We start from the raw sequence: 22779 nt of genomic DNA on the forward strand, positions 1-22779 counted from the left end.
ACTTAATCTGATTCCTCCTTCCTCTTCTGTTTGAAATAAGGTTAACACTACAAAGTTCCTCACATCAATTCTCTCTAACAAACATAGGATGACGGGAGTTGAGGGGTATTGCAATAAAATTTATCATTATTTGGTGAGCGCTTGTTCCAGAATGGAAAGGTTGGTGATGTCTTTCAGGAGGACGGTTTTGGTGGAATCTACGAGGTAGAGGGTTGGGATGGCATGGAGATCGTAGATATTGTTCTTATATAAATACTCGTTATCGTCTCTCCCATGGAGCCAGGTGGAAGGCATTTCACGCAGATGGTTGAGCCAGATCTTTGGGTCCTTATCTATGTAGATGGCGAGCAAAGAAAGGTCTTTGGTTTTGATTTTGTTGTTGATGATTGATGATGACTCCATCGCGGTTATCATTTCCTTGCAGGCAGGGCATTCGGGATTATAAAAGTAAAGCAAGGTGTAAGGTGATTTGGTATCGTACATCCTTTTTTTATTGCCGGACCTGGTGCTATAGGTAAAATCATTTGCTGAGCCACCGACATTGTTTTGGTGTAACAATTTTAATTTTCCTGCGGCGACTTCTTTCTCAAAACTTCCATACCATTTTGATTTTATCTGCGACTGCAAAAGTTTTGAATTCAGGTTTTGATTGCGGTAGGAGGAATTGGGATTGGAGAATGGGGTTTCTAAATATGTGATGGTTCTTCGAAATACTGCGCTGTCCTGGGATGCATTGGTTAGTATGGAATCTAATTGTCTGGAGGTTGTGGCTTCGTTTGTTGCGAGGGTGGTTAGTACAAATGTTTTGAGGGATGCTTCGTCATAAATTGCATGAGCCTCCTGTTTTTTGTTATTTGCCATGCAGCTGACAGCGAAAACACAGATTACGATTGGAAATATTTTTTGCATAAATCAAGGGATGTTACTTAAAATATAATTGGGGTAATCATGGGGTAAAATTACGGCTTCGTAGAGGGAGATTATTATGGATGATTTTGTTGCCTTCGGCAAGGTATTTATTTGTCACTTTTTGCTTGCTCAAAAAGTAACCAAAAAGAGCACCTTGCGCAAATGCTCCGCGTGCGCAAGGAGGCCAGCGCACAACGATCTTTACTACAGAGTGCTTTTATCATTATGATTACAGTTTTTCATTGACAGTGGCAATTTCCTACTGATTGTAACAGGTTTTATTTCGAACACGTGATATGCGCAGAGGCTGAAGGCGCTGAATTGCGGAGGGCACGGTAACGACAGGCGACAGAGGAATCGAATTTCCGCAATGAGGCGCTGGACGAGTCTTTAGTTCGATGTGTTTTTGCATTGTCTTAACCTTGGGTGAATTAATATTATGGTTTTAATGTTTTTGCTTCGTAGACGGAGATTATCGAGAAGGCTTTTATTTTATTTTGGTCTCGATGAAATAGTTTCGTCCCGAAATAATCGGGACAGGTCTTCGCATGAACGTACTGCTAACCGGAAGGTTTTTCCAGCTTCACGCAATGACGGGATTGATATTTACCACATAGACGCATAGAAAGCTTCGTAGACGGGGATTGCTTCGGCGCATAGGCGGACTTCTGGCCGAATCCATTTAGTGGCTTCTCGCAATGACGTTAAGTATAAGGCCGGGTGCTGCAAGGTTTTTCGGAAAATATTTAAAAGATTTTGGAAAAGGAGTACTTGAATCCTACCATAAAATACCGCTGTAAGTTGTTGCTCTGGGTATCTTCGATGTAATTGGCGACGACGGTGCGGGATAGATTATTGAATTGCCTGAGTAAATCAAATGCGGCTGCGAGGACCTCAATCTTCCTGCTCTTTAAACATACCAGCGAAGCGCTGGCATTCCAAAGCGTGGAGTTTTTGTTAAACCCGGCATTCAAACTATTGTTATACGTATAGCTCACTGACTGTTTCAACTTCAGCCTTGTAAATAAATACAAATCAGCATCAAAATTTATATGGTGCATGGTATACGCCTGGTTCTGAGATGCATTCTGTTCATACCGTAGCTTTTGGTAATAAGGACTATAGTTCAAAGAGAGATAAATCTTTTCTGCCCTGTTATAACTGGTACTTATTCCTGCACTCAATGCCAGGTTGTTGTTATCATACAACTCCCCGTTTAAAAATGTGCGGTCCTTCCTAAAATTTACCCTCGGACCCAGGCCAATGTTGAAATAATCCTTTCCCCATTTTCTCTGCAAGGAAACATTTGCGTTTAACCCACAATCAAAAATTCCGTTGACATTCCTGTAAGTCGTTTCCTGCTTTCCCAAGGTGTCATAGTGGACAGAATTGGTGATTCTGTCCTTTGGTACATTCAGGTATCCTCCCGCGTTGCTAATGATAATGGCCGGCTTCCCATTGTTCTGCGGCTGCTTGTTGCTCCAGTTTAGCGAAGCCGAATAATTCACCTGCGATTTCAGGTTGGGGTTGCCAATGAAGACCTGTAAAGGGTTTGTCGCATCCTGCACGGGCTGCAATTGCTCAATGGAGGGAAGCTGGTAGTTAGCCGACGAGTTAAGGTTCCAGCTGCTTTTCTTTGTATTATAAGATGCATTCAGATTTAATGAGGGGTTATAGCCTTTTTGCTCAATGTCTCTTTTCCTGCCCCTATCCTTTTGCAGCATATTGTTGTGCAAAAGAACAAAACCGGTGTTCACATTCCAGTATTTATCGTGATACCCCACCATGACCTGGTTACCGGTAGACACCGAAGTGCTCCTGGTAAAATTGCTGTACAAAGAATCAACAAACTGTTTTTTCCCTAAGCTGTCAAGGGCCCAGGTGAGTTTATCGGAATAGCTCCAGCTATAACTCAGATAACTATTCAGGTTCAGGTTGAAGTTTTCACCAAATGGTTCTGTAAAGTTTGCGCTGAGCGAAGCTGCATGGGATTTGCTGTCATTATTAACCTCCTGGTGCAGATTACTCAATGAATCAATTACACCATTTTGGTAAAAAGCCATCATTGCATTATTCTGGTCCTTCCCTACCCGACTGCTGTAGTTGTAAGAGGCATTCCATCCCAATACACGACCTTTTTTACTAAAGCTCCTGCTCCAGTCTATACTCAACCTGGTTCCGAAATTCTGGCCTGAAGATCTGAAGGAATTATCCAAGGTATTTAAGGGCGCACCCTGGCCATTTGTTGTGGCAGATGTATTGATGTTGACATTATCGATACTGCTATAATTAGTATTGCCCGAAAAATACATGCGGGTTTTCCTGCCTTTTAGCTCGTACCCGTATCGTAAACCGTGATTACTGCTTGTATTTTTTGAAGCCTGCATGGCTTGTGTGATCAGGGTAGAGGCAGGCAATACGTCCTGCCTTTTTAGTTTGACTGTTTCCATAAAAGTGGTAGGCAGGTCAAAATTGTAGGAAGCATAGAGGCTGTTGCCCGATTTTAAAGTATTGCCATAATCAACGGCACCAATGGTGGTTTTGGTAATGCCGGAGCCACTGGTAAATACCTGCAGGCTGGTCTCTCCATTATAGTTCGTTTTATTGATATTGTTTCGTCCACCTGTAACCGAAATGCGCTCCCTGTCCTCAATCTGCGAACCAAATACCGATCCGTCATATCGCTCATGCGACCCGCCGGCAACAATGCCCTTTACAATTACTTTCTTTCCCGGCTTCAGCTTAAAATTCAGGACTGATTTATCATCTTCGGGTAATCTTTCTTTTACTCTTCGCAGGGAATCGCCTGAGAGCTGGACCTTCTCGATCATATCGGCCGGAAGGTTGGCCAGGGCTATAGCTCCATCCTCTCCAAAATAGGCCCTGCCATCTACAAGGATCTTCGTGACCGGCCGACCATTGTAAGTGATCCTGCCATTCCTGTCCAGGTCCATTCCCGGGATTCTGCGTACCAGGTCTGCCGCAACGCTGTTGGGTGGGGTTTTTATGCGTGATGCATTGAATTCAATGGTATCTCCTTTCACCACCACGAGCTTTTGGGATGTCACTATGATTGTATCCATATTGGAAGGCTGTGGCTGCAATTCAATTGGGGCCATGGCAAAATGAGATTCTTCCAGGACCAACAGGCCCCTGAAAGAAGTATAGCCAACAAAGGATATTACAATCTTCAGGCTGTCTTTCAAAGGTAGTTCCGCCATTACAAATCTACCCTCCCCGTTAGTCAGTACCTGCTTTAGTTTAGTGGTATCGTTCAAGCGGGAAACTGCCACTGTTGCACCTTTCAAGGCTTTTTGATCCGCCAGTACTTTTCCTTCTACTGAGCCATCCTGGGCGTTTGCCATAAAGCTACACAGGATTATCGTTAATGCACCGGCAAACCGCAAACAGGATGGCTTCGAATAGTATTTTCTTGACAAAACAAGTTTAAAAAGAAAGACGGGGAGATAGCTTTGAAGTACTATAGGGGGGATTATAGGGGAAAGTTAAATTGGGGGAATGTGTATTAATCAGTGGGGTGGTAATCATTTACCCTTTATTCATGTAAATTCAGATACTACAGTTACGGGAAGGATTTTTTACCACATAGAGAATTTTTAGTTTCTAGTTTGTAGTTGCTTAGATTGTAGATGCCTTTTGATAAGAGACATTTTTTAGGATGAAATAGGTGGTTCGCAGGCTCACCATTTAATTTTCACCACATAGGGCACATAGGTAAACACATAGGCACAAATAAGGCTTTGTAGAGGGAGACCCATGGAGGGATAATTTTGTTGCCTTCGGCAAGGTTTTATTATTCCTTTTGGCATTGCCCCAAAAGGAACCCCCGAGTTCCGCTGCGCTCGTCGGGGCAGGCAAAAAGAGCACCTTGCGCAAATGCTCTGCAAGCGCAAGGGGGCCAGCGCACAACGGTCTTAACTACTGGTTGCTTAAGTCATTATGATTACAATCTTTCATTTACAGTGGTAACTTCCTTCCAATTGTTACGGGTATTAAATCGAAGACGTGATATGCGGAGAGGCTGAAGGCGCTGAATTGCGGAGGGTACGGTAACGACAGGCGGCGGAGGAATCGAATTCCCGCAATGAGGCGCTGGACCAGACTTATGATTCAGAGAGTTTTAGTATTGTCATTGTCTTTGATGATTTAATATTTTATGGTTTAGGTTTTTGCTTCGTAGACGGAGATTGCTTTGTCGCATAAGCATAACCTTCACCGAATGGTTTTTCTAGCTCCGCGCAATGACGGGTAAGTTTGTGGCCCGCAATGAGTGTAAATAATAGCTCCTGGCAATGACGGCTTTTTAAGCCAGCAATGCTATGACGGGGACAAGGGGGACGGGAGGGACATGGGAGAAGCACATAGGTTTAAATATGCACTTCTTTCCACTATCCTACTGCCGATCATATACGAGGATCATCAGATAATTATCGCCGTTGCTTGCTTCTATGTGATCTGTGATGGTAAGGATTTTCTTATCTGGAGATAAGGTCCAGATTCTTGTTTTCTTTGATGCTACTACTGCAGTTTCGGTTTCGGGGTAGGTATAGGCTCTTGTTTCAACGAGACCTTTTTTATCTGCGGCTAATCTCATAGAGACTTTTGTCTTGCTGTCCTCAAAACCAAGCGTATTGACCTCGATAGCATAACTGCTGTCAATCTTCAGGGTTTCTTTCGGACGATCATTTCGCTGATACGTTATAGTACCTTCTTTTTGCTCTACAACCAATTTAATGCATTGTGATGCCTCCGCTCCCGGTGTATTATTATACTGCGATTTCTCCGCATTAAATTTCCATGTGTCGCTAAAATCTGCCTGGCCATAGATACTAACTGTAATCAACAGTGCTAATGCTAACGTTACTATTTTCATTTTTTTCGCTTTTCAGTTTTCAAACCCTTCTTTTCTGTAGCCCGCTTAAATTCATCACTCAACGCAAGCATGATGATCGGAGTATTTAAGACATTTGGTTCGTAGTGTTTCTTTCGCTTCATTACGATTTTTTGAATCTCTTCTCTGTTCTAATCTTTGTATAGTTTAACTTGTCTTTCTCCGTTACTCTTTACAAACCCACGAAACATTCCACTGGTACAAAAAGGCATTGCAATATTTCCTTCTTTATCTACAGCAATTATACCTCCGCTTCCACTTAATGCAGGTAGTCTGTTCATGATCATCTCTTCTGATGCTTTGCTAAGTGAGTAGTTTCCGAATTCCATCATATCACTGATCGTTTTCGCCATTACCAGGCGAATAAAATACTCACCGTGTCCGGTACAGCTGATTGCGGCCGTTTTGTTGTTAGCATAGGTGCCTGCACCAATTATTGGGGAGTCTCCAACACGGCCATATTTCTTATTGGTCATTCCGCCAGTGCTGGTTGCTGCAGCCAGGTTACCATACATATCAAGTGCCACCGCACCTACAGTCCCATATTTTTCTGTACCTAGTAAAGAGGAATAAGAGGCATTCAGCGAAGTACTTTTTTTGTATGCCGTATCCTTGGTAACCTCCTTAAGTGAATCCATCCTTCTTGTCTGCAACCAATCTTGTAAACTGTTCTCTGTAAAAAAATAGGATTCAGGAACAATGGTTAATCTGCTGAGTCCTGCAAATTTTTCCGCACCTTTTCCAGTCATCATTACGTGGTGACTTTTCTCCATTACAGCCCGGGCGGCAGAAATGGGATTTTTAATGGTTGTAACTCCTGCCACTGAACCTGCAGCTAAATTTTGACCATTCATTATAGCAGCATCCATTTCACATTTTCCATCACTATTGAACACCGATCCTTTCCCTGCATTAAACAGCGGGTTGTCTTCTAAAACTTTTATAACTCTTTCGACTGCATCTAATGCTGTTCCACCATTTGATAAAATCAATTGCCCTGTATCAAGAGCAGAATTTAAGGCGTCCAGGTAGATTTTCTCAACTGATGCTGGTACCATGCCTCTCTGCATATCACCGGCACCACCATGTATCACCAATACATAGCCTTTTTTATCCGTGGATGGTTTTGTAGGGAATAACGTCTGTGCATTTGCTTTATTGATTAGAAAACACAAGATGATGATTACTTTCCTCATATAAATTCATTTGCTTTCGTTAGCGTTGCCATGGCTATATTTTAATCTGCAACATTACTCTCATTTTTATCCTTCTTCTTTTTCTTCGCTGCCATATCCGACTTCTCTTTAAATTTCTTTGCCACTGCAACTCCAGCCAACACTTCATTGGTTGCATCTTCAACATGCAACGTCTGGTAGTATTCTTTTCCATCGATGGTAAGTACAACTCTATAATCTCCGGGTGTTTTAGCAATTGATCTCGTGATAATTGGTCCCATAATAAGTGAATTTAATCCGGCTTTTGCTGTTCCCTTTAAGGCCATATATGACGGCTGATTATACACTGTGTCGCCTGAAGCACTCGTAATTTTGATATCGGCTTCGTTGCGTAACGCATCCTTTTTCAAATAATAACTAATGGTCGTTCCGGGTTGCGTATTATTAACGTAACTATAAGAATCTCTGCCAAATTGCTTAGCGGGTTTCTGTATAAAGGGAAAAAGATAAATATTTCCGGGCCTGGTGAAATAAACGTCTTTTGATCGGTTTTCCAATGTCAGCTCTTCCAATGCCCTTACAGGTAATATCCAGATTCCTCTACCATGGGATCCAACAATAAGATCAAGTTCCCTTGGATGTATTTTAAGATCATATACAGCTACTTTAGGAAAATAACCCGAATCTCTCTTTATGTTTCCTGCATTATCTCTGTTACCAACAGCATAATGCTCATAAGGAGTCCAATTGACTCCTCGATCTATAGACACCCATAGGCCGAATTCAGTCCCTAAAAAAAGCAGGTCCGGATTCTTTAATCCTTCCTGTATCACCCGAACCGGTTCCCTTTCGGGCAAATTACCGTTGATCTTTGTCCAGGTCTTACCGTAATCTTCGGTAACATAAACATAAGGCTTGAGATCAAAATTGCGATGATTGTCAAATGTAACATAAGCTCTTCCTTCCTTATGGTGAGAAGCATATATTTTCGACACCCAGGAGCTATCCGGAAGACCAGGAATATTTTTGGTGAGGTTTATCCAATGCGCTCCTTCATCCATGGTCATTTGCACATAGCCACAATCAGTACCCACCCAAATCATTCCCTGCTTTAACGGGGATTCAGAAATACTGGATATGCTTTGATAGCTTGTGACGCCACTGTTTATGTAAACGCTGCCATCAGGTACTTGCCATTTTGGATTATTATGACTAAGATCTCCACTGATAGTATTCCAGTTTCTGCCTCCGTCCGTGCTCCTGAATAAATAATTTGTTCCGAAATAGACAGTTTGAGAGTTCCAGGAGGAGATTTCAAAACCAAAAGCTTCCCTGGGCGATGGCCTTATTTTCATCTCCTGTTTCTTATATTGTTCGTAGCCGAAATAGGGTAGCAAACTCGAATAGGAAAACACTTCCCTGTATGGTCTTATGCATTGACCGGTTTTTAGATCAGTTCTTGCTAACATTGCTATATCTCTTGAATAGATGATCGTCCAATCTTTCGGGTCAGCCATTGTGCCACCCGACTCTTGACCAGATACCTGGAGCAAGTCGTCATCCTCCCAAATATTACCACCTGCTGCTTGTGTTGGCATAAGAATCCCTCCTCCGCAATCCTGGGCACTGCCCATCACCCAATAAAGTTTCCGCATATCATAACCACAACCATAGGTTTGAAAAAGGGAGGATGGCTTTTTGAGCCGGGTTGTACCATTTTCTTTATTCCAAATTTCACCATTCCAGCTTTGCTGCACATCCTGGTCTCCTAATACAATCCAATGATCAGCGTTCTTAGGATCGATCCACAACTCATGTTCATCTCCGGTAGTACCCTTCCATGTCTTTCCTCCGTCTTTTGAATAATGCATTGCATTACCGTGATAAATAGTATTGAGATCTTTCGTAGAAAATCTTACAACCTGGTTGTAATGTGGCCTGTACCAATAATCCTGGCCTTTATTGTCCATTTTATTGCCATTGTAGTCGTAATGAACGGCAGGCATTTCAATCCACGTTTCTCCTCCATCATGACTTCGATAAATACCTGTAGCAGGATATGCAGCTTCGATGGCAGCGACTACTTCTTTTGGATTAGGTCTGAAATAATCAAAAGCAATTCTCCCCATATCATTTTTAGGAAGACCTTTTGTTACACGGTGCCAGGTTTCTCCTCCATCAGTGCTTTTAAAAATTCCGCTGCCAGGACCTGTTGGGAAATAACCCCATGGCCTATGAATGTGATCGTCCATGGAAGCTAAAACATTATTAGGATTCTCCGGATCAATCATTACATCAGCTCCTGCCGTCTTTTCATTCACATATAATACTTTCTTCCAGGTCTTTCCTCCATCCCTCGTTTTGTAAATGCCTCTATCAGGCCCATATCCCCAGGGGCTGCCGAGAACAGCCACCAAAACAATATTATTATCCTTTGGATGAATTGCGATTCTGCCAATGCTTATGCTCTCTTTAAGCCCCAAGCAGGCCCAGGTTTTTCCTCCGTCTGTACTCTTGTAAACACCATCACCCATGCCAACGCTGTTGCGTTGCCACCTGTCACCGGTACCAACCCAGACCAGGTTCGGATCTTTTTGACTTACGGTAACAGCCCCAATACTGGCAGAACCTTCTTTATCAAAGACAAATTTTGAGGTAATGCCTCCGTCGGTTGTTTTGAGTACTCCTCCATTGGCAGAGCCACAATAAAAAATCCTGGAGTTTGGTTCATATACAGCCAGTGCATCAAACCGGATTCCATTTTTTGTCATGGGTCCAACATTGCGGATGGGCAAAGCAGAAAGAAGGGATGATGCTGGCGGTCCATCGGTTTGTTGGGCCTCAAGTCCCTGGTTAAATAACATTAAAAAAGAAACAGTAGAAATTTTTATTAAATTCTTCATCGCAAAAAGATTTCAGATTCAGTTAGAATTATTTTTTTTGAGTGTAACAACAATTGCCGAGGGATTTTTACCCACTGTAGCTTCCCCTTTTGAATATCCCTCTTTGGTAATTGATATTTCGTCTCCAACACATGCGTTTTCAAAAACTGTATAACCATAATGCTTGTACTGATTTTCAGTCAATTTTGATTCACTGCTACGTTTAAGTGTAATCGCAGCATGTAGTATTGGTTTTTTATTTTGATCCTGTACATAAATTACTTTAGGGAATGAAGCACCTTTCCAATTCACCCATGAAATGCCTTCCCAAATAGTGGCTCTGTCTATATTAGTAGGCTGCTTGTCTCTCATCTGGGCTATTATCCCCGATAAGAAATCTGTATTGATTTTATTATGAGATCTCTCATATTCAACAGCTTTCTCCTCCCATCGTATAGCATCAGCCCACCTTCCAGCTTTATATAAAAGATTGGCATAAGTGTCTAAATGATTCGTGTTGAGATTATTCTCTTTCTCCTCTACTTCAAGGCACTTCTTCATCAAGTCGCTGTATTGAAGCAATTTCCTAACATCGGTAATTTTCATAAAGACGATATCAAATGAACACCTGTTAATAGATTCCCTTGCCCATGGGTCTGACAAATCAGGCGGAAATTCCTTCAACTTTGCCTCGTAGCTTTTCAGGAATGAAACATAGTTATTATGCTTTTGATACCAGGTTATTTTTGCGGTAAATAAATTCCTCTTTGAATCCTCAACACGAAATTTTTGCCTTAGCATTTTGTAAAGTGTGTTCCAGTTTGCTTCTGTTTTATCTGCTTTTTCATCAATTGTCATGAATAATGAATTCACAGGATCGGAACTCATTATAGCGCCGCCAGGCTGAGTCTTAAAAAAAGAATCTACAATCTCAATTTGGATTGTTTTATCTACCATACTGACAGCATATCCTTTTTGGTTCATTACTTTATCAATAAAGTCACGATCACTGTAAAAGAATTTGAAAATTCTTTTTTTTGTACTCAGTGTAAAGCCAGACCAGAACTGAATATTTTCTTTAGTATATCTCTCTTCCTTTGAAAGCGTTGCTACATAAGCGTTATGTTCATTCAATAATTGCCGTCCAAAATCATCTTCTTTAACATTATAAGCTGTCCTGATCATATAAGGCATTCGGTTATAATTCTTATTGCCTTTTTTATATTCTGTAACCAGACTGTCATATTCAGCAAATGGATTTATATATACCTGTCCTGGTCTTGTTGCCGTTTGTGCCGCAGCTATTAAATCGTTCACTGACTGATAACCCAACACCTGGTTAATCAATGTGCCTTCCGGTGATAAAAATATCAACGTTGGATAACCCTGCACACGGTATTGCTTATTAATTGCTTCGGCATCCTCATACCAGCTTTTGACAAATGCATTGTCTTTTTCCGTTTGATCCATCTGCACTTTGATGGATATGAACTTTTCGTTGAAGTAACTGCCGATAGTATCATTGGGGTAGATTTCCTTGTCCATTTTTTTACAGGGACCGCACCAGGTGGCAAATGCATCAATGAAAATATATTTGTTTTCTTTTTTTGCTTTTTCTTTTACCTGTTGCCAGGTAAGGCCACTGGCCCAATTAATGGCGCTTTGTTCTTGAGCATATGACGTTACAAAAGCAAACAGCAGACAGAGAGAGAAAATTTTTTTGATATTGTTCATATATTGATTTTTTTACGTTTACGGGTTCACATCTTTTACGCTGCTTGTTGCAATAAATAGAGATGTTATCTCTATTCGGCAATACTGCTTTGGCTCAAGTACTGCTTCCATCATAGATTGATCTTCTTTTTTAATCCTCGTCGTCGGGCAGCATTTGTTAAGTATGGAAGTATTTGCATTTGCACTAAATCAAAGTCTTCATTCATTTTATCACAGTTAAAGATAAAAAGCAGCCGCTCCTGCTTTTTAAGCAGCTGCTTTTTTATATGAAATTCTTAAAAAGGGAATTGTTACAGTTATCGGGCTTTGCTAATGATGGGAGCTAATCTTTTATACAACGAACACTATAACCCATAGACCTGACATCAGAATTCATGTCCACATAAGGCCCTGAACCTCCATCTCCAAATACCAACCCATAACTATTTCCTGCGTATGAAAAAGTACAACAATAATAGCCCCTTTCGCCTGGCCGCCACACCTGTCCGGCAGCCGGTGAAGAACTACCTATACCTGCTCGAAATCCAGCACTGGTTAGTTTCAACATGCTATAAGCCGTGGCGGGACTCGTCATACCACCTGATGTGGCCGTACCAAACGTTTGTGTATTAGATATCTCGGCCCTCCACTCGCTAAGTACTGGCACATGCCAGCCTGCAGGACATGGTCCCTGTGTTGTTGTAATCCATCGATTGTTATTATTGTCGTCACGCCAGTCCCCGTTTGATGGTCCTGAGGCTGTGCCCACGGCAATAAAATTATTATGACCGGGATTATCAGAGGTTGCCAGAACACTAGTCATACCATTCACAGCAGTTCCCGCAGTTGAAGAAGTCCAGTTAATTAGCTGGTGTCCATCAGCCGGCCTACCCCACTGAAAAAAGTCGCCATATGCCTGGTAATCATTAAAAGCGGTTGCAGCACGTATTGCCCCGAGGTTGCGGTCCAGCCATTTTTTCCCGGTTGTGGGGCTGATAATGATGCCATAAACTACTTCCTGTCCATTGTAGGTAAAACGCACCTTATTTGTATCGTTAGCGGTACTAAAACTCACTACGTTTCCAAACGCTGTATCTGCACTGTTAATGGCAAATGCCCTAACATAATAAGTGTTGTTGAAATCCAGTCCTGTAATGTTCAATGTAAATGGCCCCATAGCAACAGTGCCTGCAACAATGCTATCCTTAAGGGTTGGTGTATTGTTGGTTTTGCTCCATACAATACCGCTTTTTGTAACTGTCGCACCGCCATCGCTAACGATGCTTCCACCTCCGGTGGCGCTGTTAACGGTAATATTAGTAACTGCTGTTGTCGTTACTGTTGGAGCGATTGGTGGTGGAGCAGCATGGTCTTTCTTTTTACAGGAGAAAATAATAGCTATAACCACAAGGGTTGTGAATATTTTTTTCATGTTTATTCTTTTAGAAAAGTTTAAATTTTTGTTAGTTGGATTTTGAGGTCGCAACGAACGCAAAGAGCCGCGAAGAACGCAACGCTTTGTTTGTTGTGACGTTTATTGCATTGAGGATTTTCCGAGCTCTGAAAAATTCTCTCTGCTAAAGATTTATTTTGAGTTGTTTGTTTTTGGGGTTGTTGGAATGGTGTTTCTGTCTTGAACTGTGATAAAATGAGAAAATGAAAAAATGAATCAAGCAACACTATCCTTCATTATTCCATCCTTTGTCTATCAATTACATATCCGTGTATACACATTTATTATCGGGTATACATGTTTAAATACCGTGTCTTTATTTTTCTTTTCTTCTTTTTGTCTTCATTCTTTTAGTCTTCCTTTTTATCTGAACCAGGATTCACTGGATTAGAGGATTATAGGATTGAAAACAATAAAACAAAAAAGATGATCTACAAAGAGCTTACAGAAAAAATAATCGGTTGTGCTATGCAGGTTCACAAAACATTAGGCAACGGTTTTCAAGAAGCGATCTATCAAAGGGCACTTGCCATTGAAATGAATCACGCCGGATTACATTTTAACAAGGAAAAGCCAATGGACATTTTCTACAGAGATCAACACATTGGTAACCGCCGCGTAGACTTCTTCGTGGAAAACTTGATCATGGTTGAACTCAAAGCCATCATTCAACTCGAAGATGTACACCTGGCACAGGCACGCAATTATCTTGAAGCCTACAAAATGGAAACAGGATTATTAATAAACTTTGGTGCGAAGAGTCTCCAATTTAAAAGAATCTTCAACCAACTCTAATCATGTCAATCATTATCCTGCCAATCTTTTAATCCTGAGAATCCTGGTTCTGATAATTTACATTCCAACAAAATCAAAGAACTATTTCAGCTAACAGCTATCGGCTAAAGGCTAACAGCTTTTTTAATAACCAGGGTTTTGCTTAAGGTTTGGATTTCTTTGCAAATCGGAGAACGGAATGGGAAATAACTGCTGGTAAGTTCTCCACGGTGCTCCATTTGCTTTTGCAGGCGTCACTACATTCATCACTTCATCTATTTTTCCAAAACGTCTCAAATCAAACCACCTGTGCGACATTTCTGTAAATAACTCAACTCTTCTCTCCTGCAAGATGCTGTCCAGCACTTCTTGTTGTGTGTTAGCCAGTGTGTTTGGCAATCCTGCTCTCGTTCTAATCACATTCAAATCCGCTTTTGCTTCATTCAAAAGATTTAATTGTGCATTGGCCTCTGCCCTGATCAAATATTGCTCACCAACCCTCAGCACCATCTGATATTCGGTTATTGGTGCATTGGATGTAGCACTCTGATACTTGTAAGGAAAATAATAAGTAGTCGTTGATCCTGTAGGAATAATGCTATTGACCCACTTCACTTTTCTTTGATCTCCTGCCTGGAAAGCGTTTAGTAGTTGCGGGCTCAGATAAACGGGGTGACCATTACCAATGCCATCGGTATTACTTGGTCCGGTTGATGGTATAATGAATGTCCAGCCATCTTCTGTATTGTGCCCGGTTACCACAGGAAGAAGTTGCCAGATCGCTTCCGTGCTATTTTTCAAAAAAGCATTTTCTAAGCTTGGCAAATTGGGAGCACTTGATATGACTGTTGTTGCTTCCGCTTTCGCCAAATCATAGTCCTTATTGTATAAATAAATCCTGGCAAGCAAGGCCGATGCTGCCATTTTCGTGGGCCTTACCTTGTCTGCTGTAGTATTCAACAAAGTGCCGTCAAGATAGTTACTGCTCAAAAGTTGCTTCGCTTCTTTAAGATCAGTGATTAACTGGGTATAAACAGCACTAACGGGGGAACGGCTTAGGTAAGCATTGACTTGTGGATCTGTCCCCAAAGCAAGACAGGCATCTCCATAATAGTTCACCAGGTAGAAATAAAAAAATGCCCTTAAAAATTTCGATTCACCCAAAAGCTGTTTTTGAACTGCCGGAGTTAAAGACTTTGAACTTTCTAAACCTTCTATAGCCGCATTGCACCTGAAAATATAATAATAAAAAGGTGACCAAAGTCTACCATCCAAACTTTGTGAAGCACTTGATGACAAATTGTTTTTATAATGCGCAATCAGTTGTTCGTTGGTTACTCCGGGAAACAAAGTGAATTCATCGGCAGCCAGGCCTCCCTTTATTGAAAAACCAGCATTACCACTAACAATTCCTGCACTCAAATTCGAATAAATGCCTGTAATCGTTGCAATCGCTGTTACATCGCTGGCATAAACATTACCTTCGGTTACTTGTGTAACAGGAGGGCCGATTTCAACAAATTTTTTACAGCCAGATAATCCAGGCAATAACAAAATGACTAATATCAAATTTCTTATAAGTTTCATTTATCTGTTTTTGAATCACTAAAAACTAAGTTGGACACCGAAAGTCATTACGCATAATGGAGGCAAAGTAATACTCCCCGGGTAACCGGCATTTTCGGGATCCAGTCCTTTATAATTTGTAATAGTTAAAAGATTTTGTGCCTGGAAAAATATCCTGCCACTGCTTAAGCCCGCCGGTTTCCCGAGCCCTTTCGGAATCAAATAAGAGAATGAAACATTTTTTAATCGGATAAAAGAAGCGTCTGTAAATGCTGCAGTGCTCAGGATTATTGCATTATAGAAGGAGGGGCTTGAACTTGTGCTAAATTTTTCCACTGAACTTTGATCACCGGGCTTTTGCCATCTGTCTAATACCGTTACAGGTTGGTTACTAACTGCATCACCTGCAGTAAATAATCCCGGCGGCGCTTGCGTACCATTACTCAGCAAGATATTTGGGCCAAGTTGTTTCGTGAATTGAAAGAGAAAATCTAATTGAAAATTCTTATACCTGACTGTATTCTCGAAACCACCATAAAATTTTGGGTTAGGATCCTGATATGTTGTTCTGTCCTCATTGACGTCTGGATCGAGGGTAATATGACCATTGTTTGTATAGAATTGATAATGTCCTGTTGTGGCATTAACTCCGGCAAATTTGTAAAGACTTCTTACATTAATAGGTTGTCCGATGGAAACCCTGTTAGCATAGGAAGATGATTCGAGATTGGGAAATTCTACTAGCTGGTTCTTAGGGATAGTCAGATTAAAATTGCTTGTCCACTGAAAATCCTTCCCTTTAATATTCGTCGTATTCAAAGCAAATTCCCAACTGTTATTTTCTATTAATGCAGGGAAGTTGCTTGAAATATCTTGAAATCCAGCTGTACTTGCTAAGGCATAACTTAGCAGCTGATTGGATGACCGGTTAACGGCATAATTCATATTCAGCAGCATTCTGTTGTCGAATAAACCAAGATCTATTCCTGCGTTAAACTTTTTTGTTTTTTCCCATTGCAAATGAGGGTTGGGCAATCCCGATGGCTGTAAGCCACGTATCCCCTGGTATAAATCCAGGTTTGATAAGAATTGCAGCGAGTACAAGCTTAAATAATTATAATCAGGGATCTGGTCGCTGCCTGTAGTTCCATAACTTATTTTCAATTTTCCAAAACTGATGATTTTCGAAAAATCTTTTAAAAATCCTTCTTCGTTAAATATCCATGCTCCGCCTATAGAACCAAAATTTTCAAACTTGTTTTCTTTGCCAAAACGAGATGAGCCATCCCGTCTAGCGGTTATATTTATGAGATACCTGTTTAAATAATTATAGGACAAACGGCCAAACAAGGCATTATACCTGTATTCAGACATCGTCGTCGGATCAGATGACCGAAGCGTAGCAGCTGCAGCCCTATTCTGCAATAATGCATCGCTTAAATAATCATATCCAATTACAGATCCTGCATTTGTTGCACTGCTATTATAGGTTAGACCGGCAAGCAAATCAAAATGATGGTTGTTGATCGTTTTATTATAATTGATTTGGGGTTCGACATTCCACCCGCTTTGTTTCCTGTCTCCATATTGCGCCGATCTTTGCTGAGGAAGTGAACGGCTTTCGGGGGGAACAACAGATAAGGGTTTACCGATAAATTCATTACTCCTCAATATCCTATATCCAGCACTTGTTTTAAATGATAAATCTTTTGATAAAGAGTAGCTGGCTGTTAAATTGCTAATCAGGTTGTCTGTTTTATTTTCATAGCTGCTAAGTTGCTTGACAAAGGGATTTGTGGTAAAAGTGGATAGGCCACTGGAAGTGGGAGCCCAGTTAATGGTTCCATCGGGATTAAGCATAGATGGTGTGTTGGGCGCTAAACCGATGGCATCGTGTGTGAGATCTAAAGTGGGAAGCTTGTTTTTGTCGTAAAGATAATTTCCTGAAAATACCAGGTTGAATTTTCCATTCGTTGATTTGTTGGTAATGGCAAAATTTACAGCCGCCTTTTCATCCGCAAAATTGCCCGGGAACACCGTTGTTTCTTTGTTATAATTACCACTGATGCGGTATTGTATAGCGGAAGTGCCACCCTGGAGGGTTGCATTGATGTTATGATATTTCGCTCTACCTCCTAATAATTCTTTTTGCCAGTCTGTGTACCTCGTTGTATCCCACAGTGTTAAATCATAATCCCTGTTGGGATCCATAGAAAGTCCATTATTCTTCAAGGCTTCATAACGCATATCGAGGTATTGCCTTGTATTCATCATTTTTAAATGCCGTGTCAATTTCCCGATGCCAGATTGTAGTTTCACATCAAAAGAAGTACGGCCGGCTTTCCCTTTTTTTGTTGTAATAAGAATGGCGCCATTGGCAGCCCTGCTGCCATATATGGAGGTGGCATCCGCATCCTTTAACACCTCTATACTTTCTATACTGTTGATGTCAATGAAATTTAGTGGGTTCCCCTTAGCGCCTCCAGTTCCCGATTCACCAAGTACATATCCCATTACACTTGGGGGCAATTGCGATGATACGGGCACTCCATCAACGACAAATAAGGGATCATTGCCATTAGATATACTGTTTTGTCCCTGCACACGTACAGTGACCCCACCACCAGGTACACCGGAATTTTGAGTCACCACCAGGCCGGTTACCCGGCCCTGCAAGGCCAACAACGGGTTTTGAACCGGCTGCTTTTCGATGTCCTTTGATTTTACACTACTAACATTACCAATTTGGAGTCGCTTGCTTACTTTGCCGTAAGCTATTACCTGCATTTCATCCAGCGGAGAGGGATTTAGTTTTAAGGAAGCAGTGATGATGGTCCTTTTGTTTACTTCAATTGTAAGTGCGGTATAGCCAACATAACTTATTTCCAATACAGCATCACCATCTACATCTTTCAAAATGAATACACCGTCAGTTCTTGTAGTAGTGCCCTTACTGGTGCCTTTTACTTTTACCGTAGCTCCTGCCAAAGGATTCCCATCGGTATCCGTAACCTTGCCACTAATGTCCAGGAGCGGAGCTTCATCAGCGGCGTTTTCTTTTGGGCTTTCCTGTTTGTCTTTGATGATGACCATTTTGTTTAAAATGGTATAGGATAAGGGCTGGTTGGAAAAACATAGCTGCAAAACCTGTTCTATGCTGGCATTGCTGATATTAATGGAAACGCGGCTAGCTTTTTGAAGCATGGTCTCGGTATATACGAACGTATAATTTGTCTGCTTTTTGATCCTATCAAATACTTTGTCAAGCGTGACGTTCTTCTCTGACAGGCTGATTGTTTGCGTAAATCCCTTTGCGCTTATACCCAAACTGGCCACCAGAAGAAGAATAGCAGTGAACTTCATCGCAAGTGATATTGTTTTACAAATGCGGCGATGGCTTCTTTCCTGCCCGAGCAGGGCCGAGGTCATAGCCTGCTGTAATATTTTTGCCTTATGCCTATTTTGCTTAGCAGAGCCTAATCCATGAGGGACAATAAAAGTCCTAAAATGCATAAATTTGCATTGTTTGGTTAACGAATGAGAGTACTTGCGAAAGCCTCTATGTTTTGTTGATCAGATTTTGCCGGCGGTGTTAGCGCACTGCCGGTTTTTTTATGTTTTGGTTTTTATACATCCAGGCAAATAATTTATAATCATTAGCTGCCTTTCTGGCTTTATTTTGTCACTTTAATTTTCTTTCCTTCAATTTTGAAATGCACTTTTCCTGTCAGCTCCAGGGCTTTTAATACATCTGAAGCCCTGGTGTCCCTTGGCATTTCGGCAAAGAACTTTTCATTTATTTTATCCTGGTAGACAATCTCCACATCATACCAACGTGCAACCTGCCGCATGATTGTTTGTAAGTCAGAACCATTGAAGGAGAATCGGCCGTTTTTCCAGGCCATCACCTCGTCAATGTCTACGGCAGGAATAGTTTGTAGTTTGTAGTTTGTGGTTTGTAGTTGTCCCTGCTCACCAGGCTTTAAAATAGTTGAGCTTTTGATTTGCTTGGTTGATGAGGCTGAGAATCTGACTGAGCCTTCCAACAGGGTTACTTTCAGTGCATCTTCATCGTCGTAGGCATTTATGTTGAAGTGGGTGCCGAGGACCTCAACCTCCCCTACTTCACCGGGCAATGCTACTTTAAAGTGCTTGGATGCATTGTGGGCGACTTCGAAATAAGCTTCACCAGTGATCTCAACCTTTCTTTCCTTTCCTACAAAGGCAACGGGATATTTTAAAGAGCTACCGGCATTGAGCCAGACATGGCTACCATCTGATAATTGCATATCTATGACGCGCGAGCCACGGGGGTTGGTAAGGGTATTGTATACCAAGCTATTAGCTGTTAGCTGCTGGCTATTAGCCGTTAGCTGGTAGCGGATTTTTCCATCAGCATTTTTTACGACATTGACACCCGATTGTTGGGCTAGGGTACCATTGCCGGCACTGTCGAGGTATACCTGGCGGCCATCGGCGAGGGTGATCATGGCCCTGGTCTTTTCCGGGGCATTGACATCAGGCTTTTCAGTGGTTAGCGCTACTGAAGGCTGATCAGCTTTATGACCAAAGAAATACCATAGACCCAGGAATACCAATCCTATCATTGACGCTGCGGCTACCCAACGCACCCAGGTATTTTTCCGTGAATATATCGGCACTACCCTGGTTACCGGCTGCTCCAAAATATGTTGCAACATGGGTTGCCATTGCTGTGGATTTACCGGCTGCGGCAAGGTTTCCTTATACGACTGTTCCAGCCATGCCATAATGGCCTCATCTTCTTCAAATGAACGCAGCAAGGTATAGAGCTCTTCCAGCTCGGCTGTTGCTATACTGTCCTCTTCGTAAGCCCTTAACAAATATGTAATCCTAGTTTGATCCATGCCTGCATTTTACCTGCCCTAATCAATTAACGATTCAGCAGATCAATCCTACTAATGGGCACGAATAAAATTTTAGCGGCCTGACAACAAGAGTATGATAAACAATGAAAGGCCATGTTCCCTGAGGTAGTTTTTCAGGTATTTGGAGGCGAAGGCCAGGTGGTTTCGCACTGTATGTGCTGATATACCCAGGTGAGTAGCTATCTCCTCATAACTGTAACCCTCCTGCTGCAACAAATAAATCGTACGCCGCTGCGCAGGCATAGCTGCAATGGCTTCATCCAATATTCGTTTTGCTTCGCGAAACGAAACTGTATTTTCTACCGCGCTATGGGCATCGCTAACGCCTGACTCCTGCATGACCCTGTACTCGATAGCCTTGCGGCGCAGGTGATCCAACGTGCGATTCGTAGCGATCCTCATCAGGTAACCTGCGGGTGCTTCTACGGTAGAGAGCATCTCACGCTTGGTCCATAACTTGAGGAATACATCCTGTACAATTTCTTCTGCTGCGGCCTGTGATTTTACTTTTTTTAATACAAAGGGATAGATGATGGCAGTGTATTGATGAAAGATGGTGGCAAAGGCCTGTTCGTCGCCGGCGGCGATACGGCGAAAGAGTTCTTTTTCGTGGTATGTGTTGGTAGCAGTCAATCGTTTGGATTGTGAAAATTCAATACAATGGTAATGATATTGAGACAAATAAAAAAGATGGAATGATGCAAGAGGCATGGAAAAATGGTTTTTTGGGGTTCGCAAGCTCACCAGGAATTTGAACCACGGAGACACTTGGGCACAGAGATGCACGGGGAAGATTGCCACTAAGGCGGGAAGGAACGCGAAGGATTTTCGCAAGCTCACAAAGTTTTGAACCACTGAGACACGGAGTCACGGAGAGACACAGGGTTGCCACAAAGGCACGAAGGCACAAAGTATCACAAAGAGAAATAAGAATTTTTCTTCTATGGTGTCTATGTGTAAACTCTTCTTTTATGTAGGGAGATGTGCGCAGGTTCATCATTATTTAAATAGCATTTTTGCCTTCGGCAATTTTTTATTGTCACTTTCTTTGCTTGCCCAAAGAAAGTAACCAAAGAAAAGGCACCGCTGACATAAACGCTCCGCGTATGCAGCGGGGGCCAGCGCACAACGGTCGTTACTACAGGTTATTAGATACACTATGATTACTGTCCTTCCTTGATTGTGGAAGATTACTACAAAACGCTACTAGTACATAGATCGATCACATGATATGCGGGGAGGCTGAAGGCGCTGAATTGCGGAGGGTACGGTAACGATAATGGGCGCAGGGATCGAATACCCGCAATGAGGCGCTTGACGCGTCTTTAATTCGGAGAGTTTTTGGGTTGTCGTTGGATTGCAGAATAGGCTGGAATCATCATTTAATTGATTGCACTGTATGCTTAGTGTTTCAGATTTTAAAAAGTATTTAAGATCAATAATGGTAGTACGGGCAGAGGAATGAATCGTCTTGTAAGCTGGAGAATTTTTGGTGGTTAGAAATTGATCGCCATAGATAACCAGGTGACTAAACCATATACAATTATGTCTTTATTATTGCTGGCGACGGGTGGGACCTTTGATAAGGAGTATAATGAACTGGACGGGGAACTGTCATTCAGTATTACTCACCTTGCGGATATATTGCGATTGTCAAAAAATACTTTACCACTGCGCCTGGAAACCATTTTTTTAATGGATAGCCTGGAGATGACGGATGTTCATCGTAACAAGCTGGTTAATTTTTGTGAGAGTGCGCCTGAAGACAGGATCGTGATCACTCATGGTACGGACACTATGAGTGTAACGGCTGCGTATATGGCTAGCAGGATTAAGGATAAGACTATTGTGCTTACCGGGGCAATGGTGCCGTATGCTTTTGGTTCTTCGGATGGATTGTTTAACCTGGGTACTGCTTTTGCTTTTGTGCAGACGCTGCAACCGGGGGTGTATGTGGCGATGAATGGGGAGTTTTTTAATGCGGGAAGTGTGAGGAAGAATAGGGAGAAGGGGGTTTTTGAGAGAGTTGAGGGATTTTGAACCACGGAGGCAGGGCGGCAGGGAGGGATTGCCACTAAGACGCGAAGGCGCTAAGGAACACGAAGGGTTGCTGCGCAGGCTTAAACAATGGTGAGAGAATTTGAACCACGGAGGCCTTTAGATCAAATTAGTTCATTGACATATTGAATAGCTGAAAAAAGAAAGATTAAGAATTTTGTGGGAAGAAAAGTGAGGTGAACTTGACGGAGACATAGACTTGCGGTCTTACCCCTGTATTAGTCCTCACTCTTCCCCCACGGTTGCTAAGGCCTAGTTAGAATATTAAGTCCTTAAAGACTAATTAAAGGTCTTAGGCTAGCAACCTTGATTTGTTTACTTCTAAAAGCAAAGCTATGAAAGTTCAACACATCATCGGAGCCGACCTCTCCAAAAAAACTATTGATCTGTTTAGCCATGAGTGTCATTCACACATCTTAATTGAAAACAA

General features: G+C 41.9%; 13 protein-coding genes. 2 read left to right on the forward strand and 11 right to left on the reverse strand.

Going from position 1 to position 22779, the window contains the following annotated elements; all coding sequences use genetic code 11:
* Positions 1–126: 126 nt before the first annotated feature.
* From BP74_RS20740 to BP74_RS20770, 7 genes are all read right to left on the reverse strand, one after another.
* On the reverse strand, positions 127–861 hold the full coding sequence (locus BP74_RS20740; RefSeq protein ID WP_496377318.1) for a thioredoxin-like domain-containing protein: 735 nt from the start codon (positions 859–861) through the stop codon (positions 127–129).
* A gap of 794 nt (positions 862–1655) precedes the next feature.
* Positions 1656–4274: an outer membrane beta-barrel protein gene (locus BP74_RS20745; protein WP_496377320.1), complete on the reverse strand. Its 2619-nt coding sequence runs from the start codon at positions 4272–4274 to the stop codon at positions 1656–1658.
* A gap of 1049 nt (positions 4275–5323) precedes the next feature.
* A complete protein-coding gene (locus BP74_RS20750) occupies positions 5324–5803 on the reverse strand; it encodes a hypothetical protein (RefSeq protein WP_496377322.1) in 480 nt (159 codons plus the stop codon).
* Positions 5804–5952: 149 nt separating this feature from the next.
* A complete protein-coding gene (locus tag BP74_RS20755; protein WP_496377324.1) occupies positions 5953–7017 on the reverse strand; it encodes an isoaspartyl peptidase/L-asparaginase family protein in 1065 nt (354 codons plus the stop codon).
* A 41-nt stretch (positions 7018–7058) separates the two neighbouring features.
* Positions 7059–9899: a WD40/YVTN/BNR-like repeat-containing protein gene (locus BP74_RS20760; RefSeq protein ID WP_496377326.1), complete on the reverse strand. Its 2841-nt coding sequence runs from the start codon at positions 9897–9899 to the stop codon at positions 7059–7061.
* A gap of 18 nt (positions 9900–9917) precedes the next feature.
* Positions 9918–11612, reverse strand: coding sequence for a thioredoxin family protein (locus tag BP74_RS20765; RefSeq protein ID WP_496377328.1), 1695 nt, complete (start codon positions 11610–11612; stop codon positions 9918–9920).
* A 322-nt stretch (positions 11613–11934) separates the two neighbouring features.
* A complete protein-coding gene (locus BP74_RS20770) occupies positions 11935–13023 on the reverse strand; it encodes a fibrobacter succinogenes major paralogous domain-containing protein (protein ID WP_496377330.1) in 1089 nt (362 codons plus the stop codon).
* A 447-nt stretch (positions 13024–13470) separates the two neighbouring features.
* On the opposite strand from BP74_RS20770, the gene BP74_RS20775 reads away from it, so the two are divergent.
* Complete coding sequence (locus tag BP74_RS20775; protein WP_496377332.1) at positions 13471–13839, forward strand: GxxExxY protein; 369 nt, start codon at positions 13471–13473, stop codon at positions 13837–13839.
* A 123-nt stretch (positions 13840–13962) separates the two neighbouring features.
* Here the strand turns inward: BP74_RS20775 and BP74_RS20780 are convergent, their stop codons facing one another.
* The 4 genes from BP74_RS20780 to BP74_RS20795 all read right to left on the reverse strand — a co-directional run bounded on the left by BP74_RS20780 (position 13963) and on the right by BP74_RS20795 (position 21002).
* Complete coding sequence (locus BP74_RS20780; protein WP_496377334.1) at positions 13963–15405, reverse strand: RagB/SusD family nutrient uptake outer membrane protein; 1443 nt, start codon at positions 15403–15405, stop codon at positions 13963–13965.
* A gap of 18 nt (positions 15406–15423) precedes the next feature.
* On the reverse strand, positions 15424–18897 hold the full coding sequence (locus tag BP74_RS20785; RefSeq protein ID WP_496377336.1) for a SusC/RagA family TonB-linked outer membrane protein: 3474 nt from the start codon (positions 18895–18897) through the stop codon (positions 15424–15426).
* Positions 18898–19058: 161 nt separating this feature from the next.
* Positions 19059–20270 (reverse strand): FecR family protein, encoded by a 1212-nt coding sequence (locus BP74_RS20790; RefSeq protein ID WP_496377338.1) that lies wholly within the window; start codon positions 20268–20270, stop codon positions 19059–19061.
* A gap of 72 nt (positions 20271–20342) precedes the next feature.
* On the reverse strand, positions 20343–21002 hold the full coding sequence (locus BP74_RS20795) for an RNA polymerase sigma factor (RefSeq protein WP_496377340.1): 660 nt from the start codon (positions 21000–21002) through the stop codon (positions 20343–20345).
* An 834-nt stretch (positions 21003–21836) separates the two neighbouring features.
* Here BP74_RS20795 and BP74_RS20800 point away from each other — a divergent pair.
* A complete protein-coding gene (locus BP74_RS20800) occupies positions 21837–22331 on the forward strand; it encodes an asparaginase domain-containing protein (protein ID WP_496377342.1) in 495 nt (164 codons plus the stop codon).
* Positions 22332–22779 lie beyond the last annotated feature (448 nt).

Source organism: Flavisolibacter ginsengiterrae DSM 18136 (genome assembly GCF_059568575.1).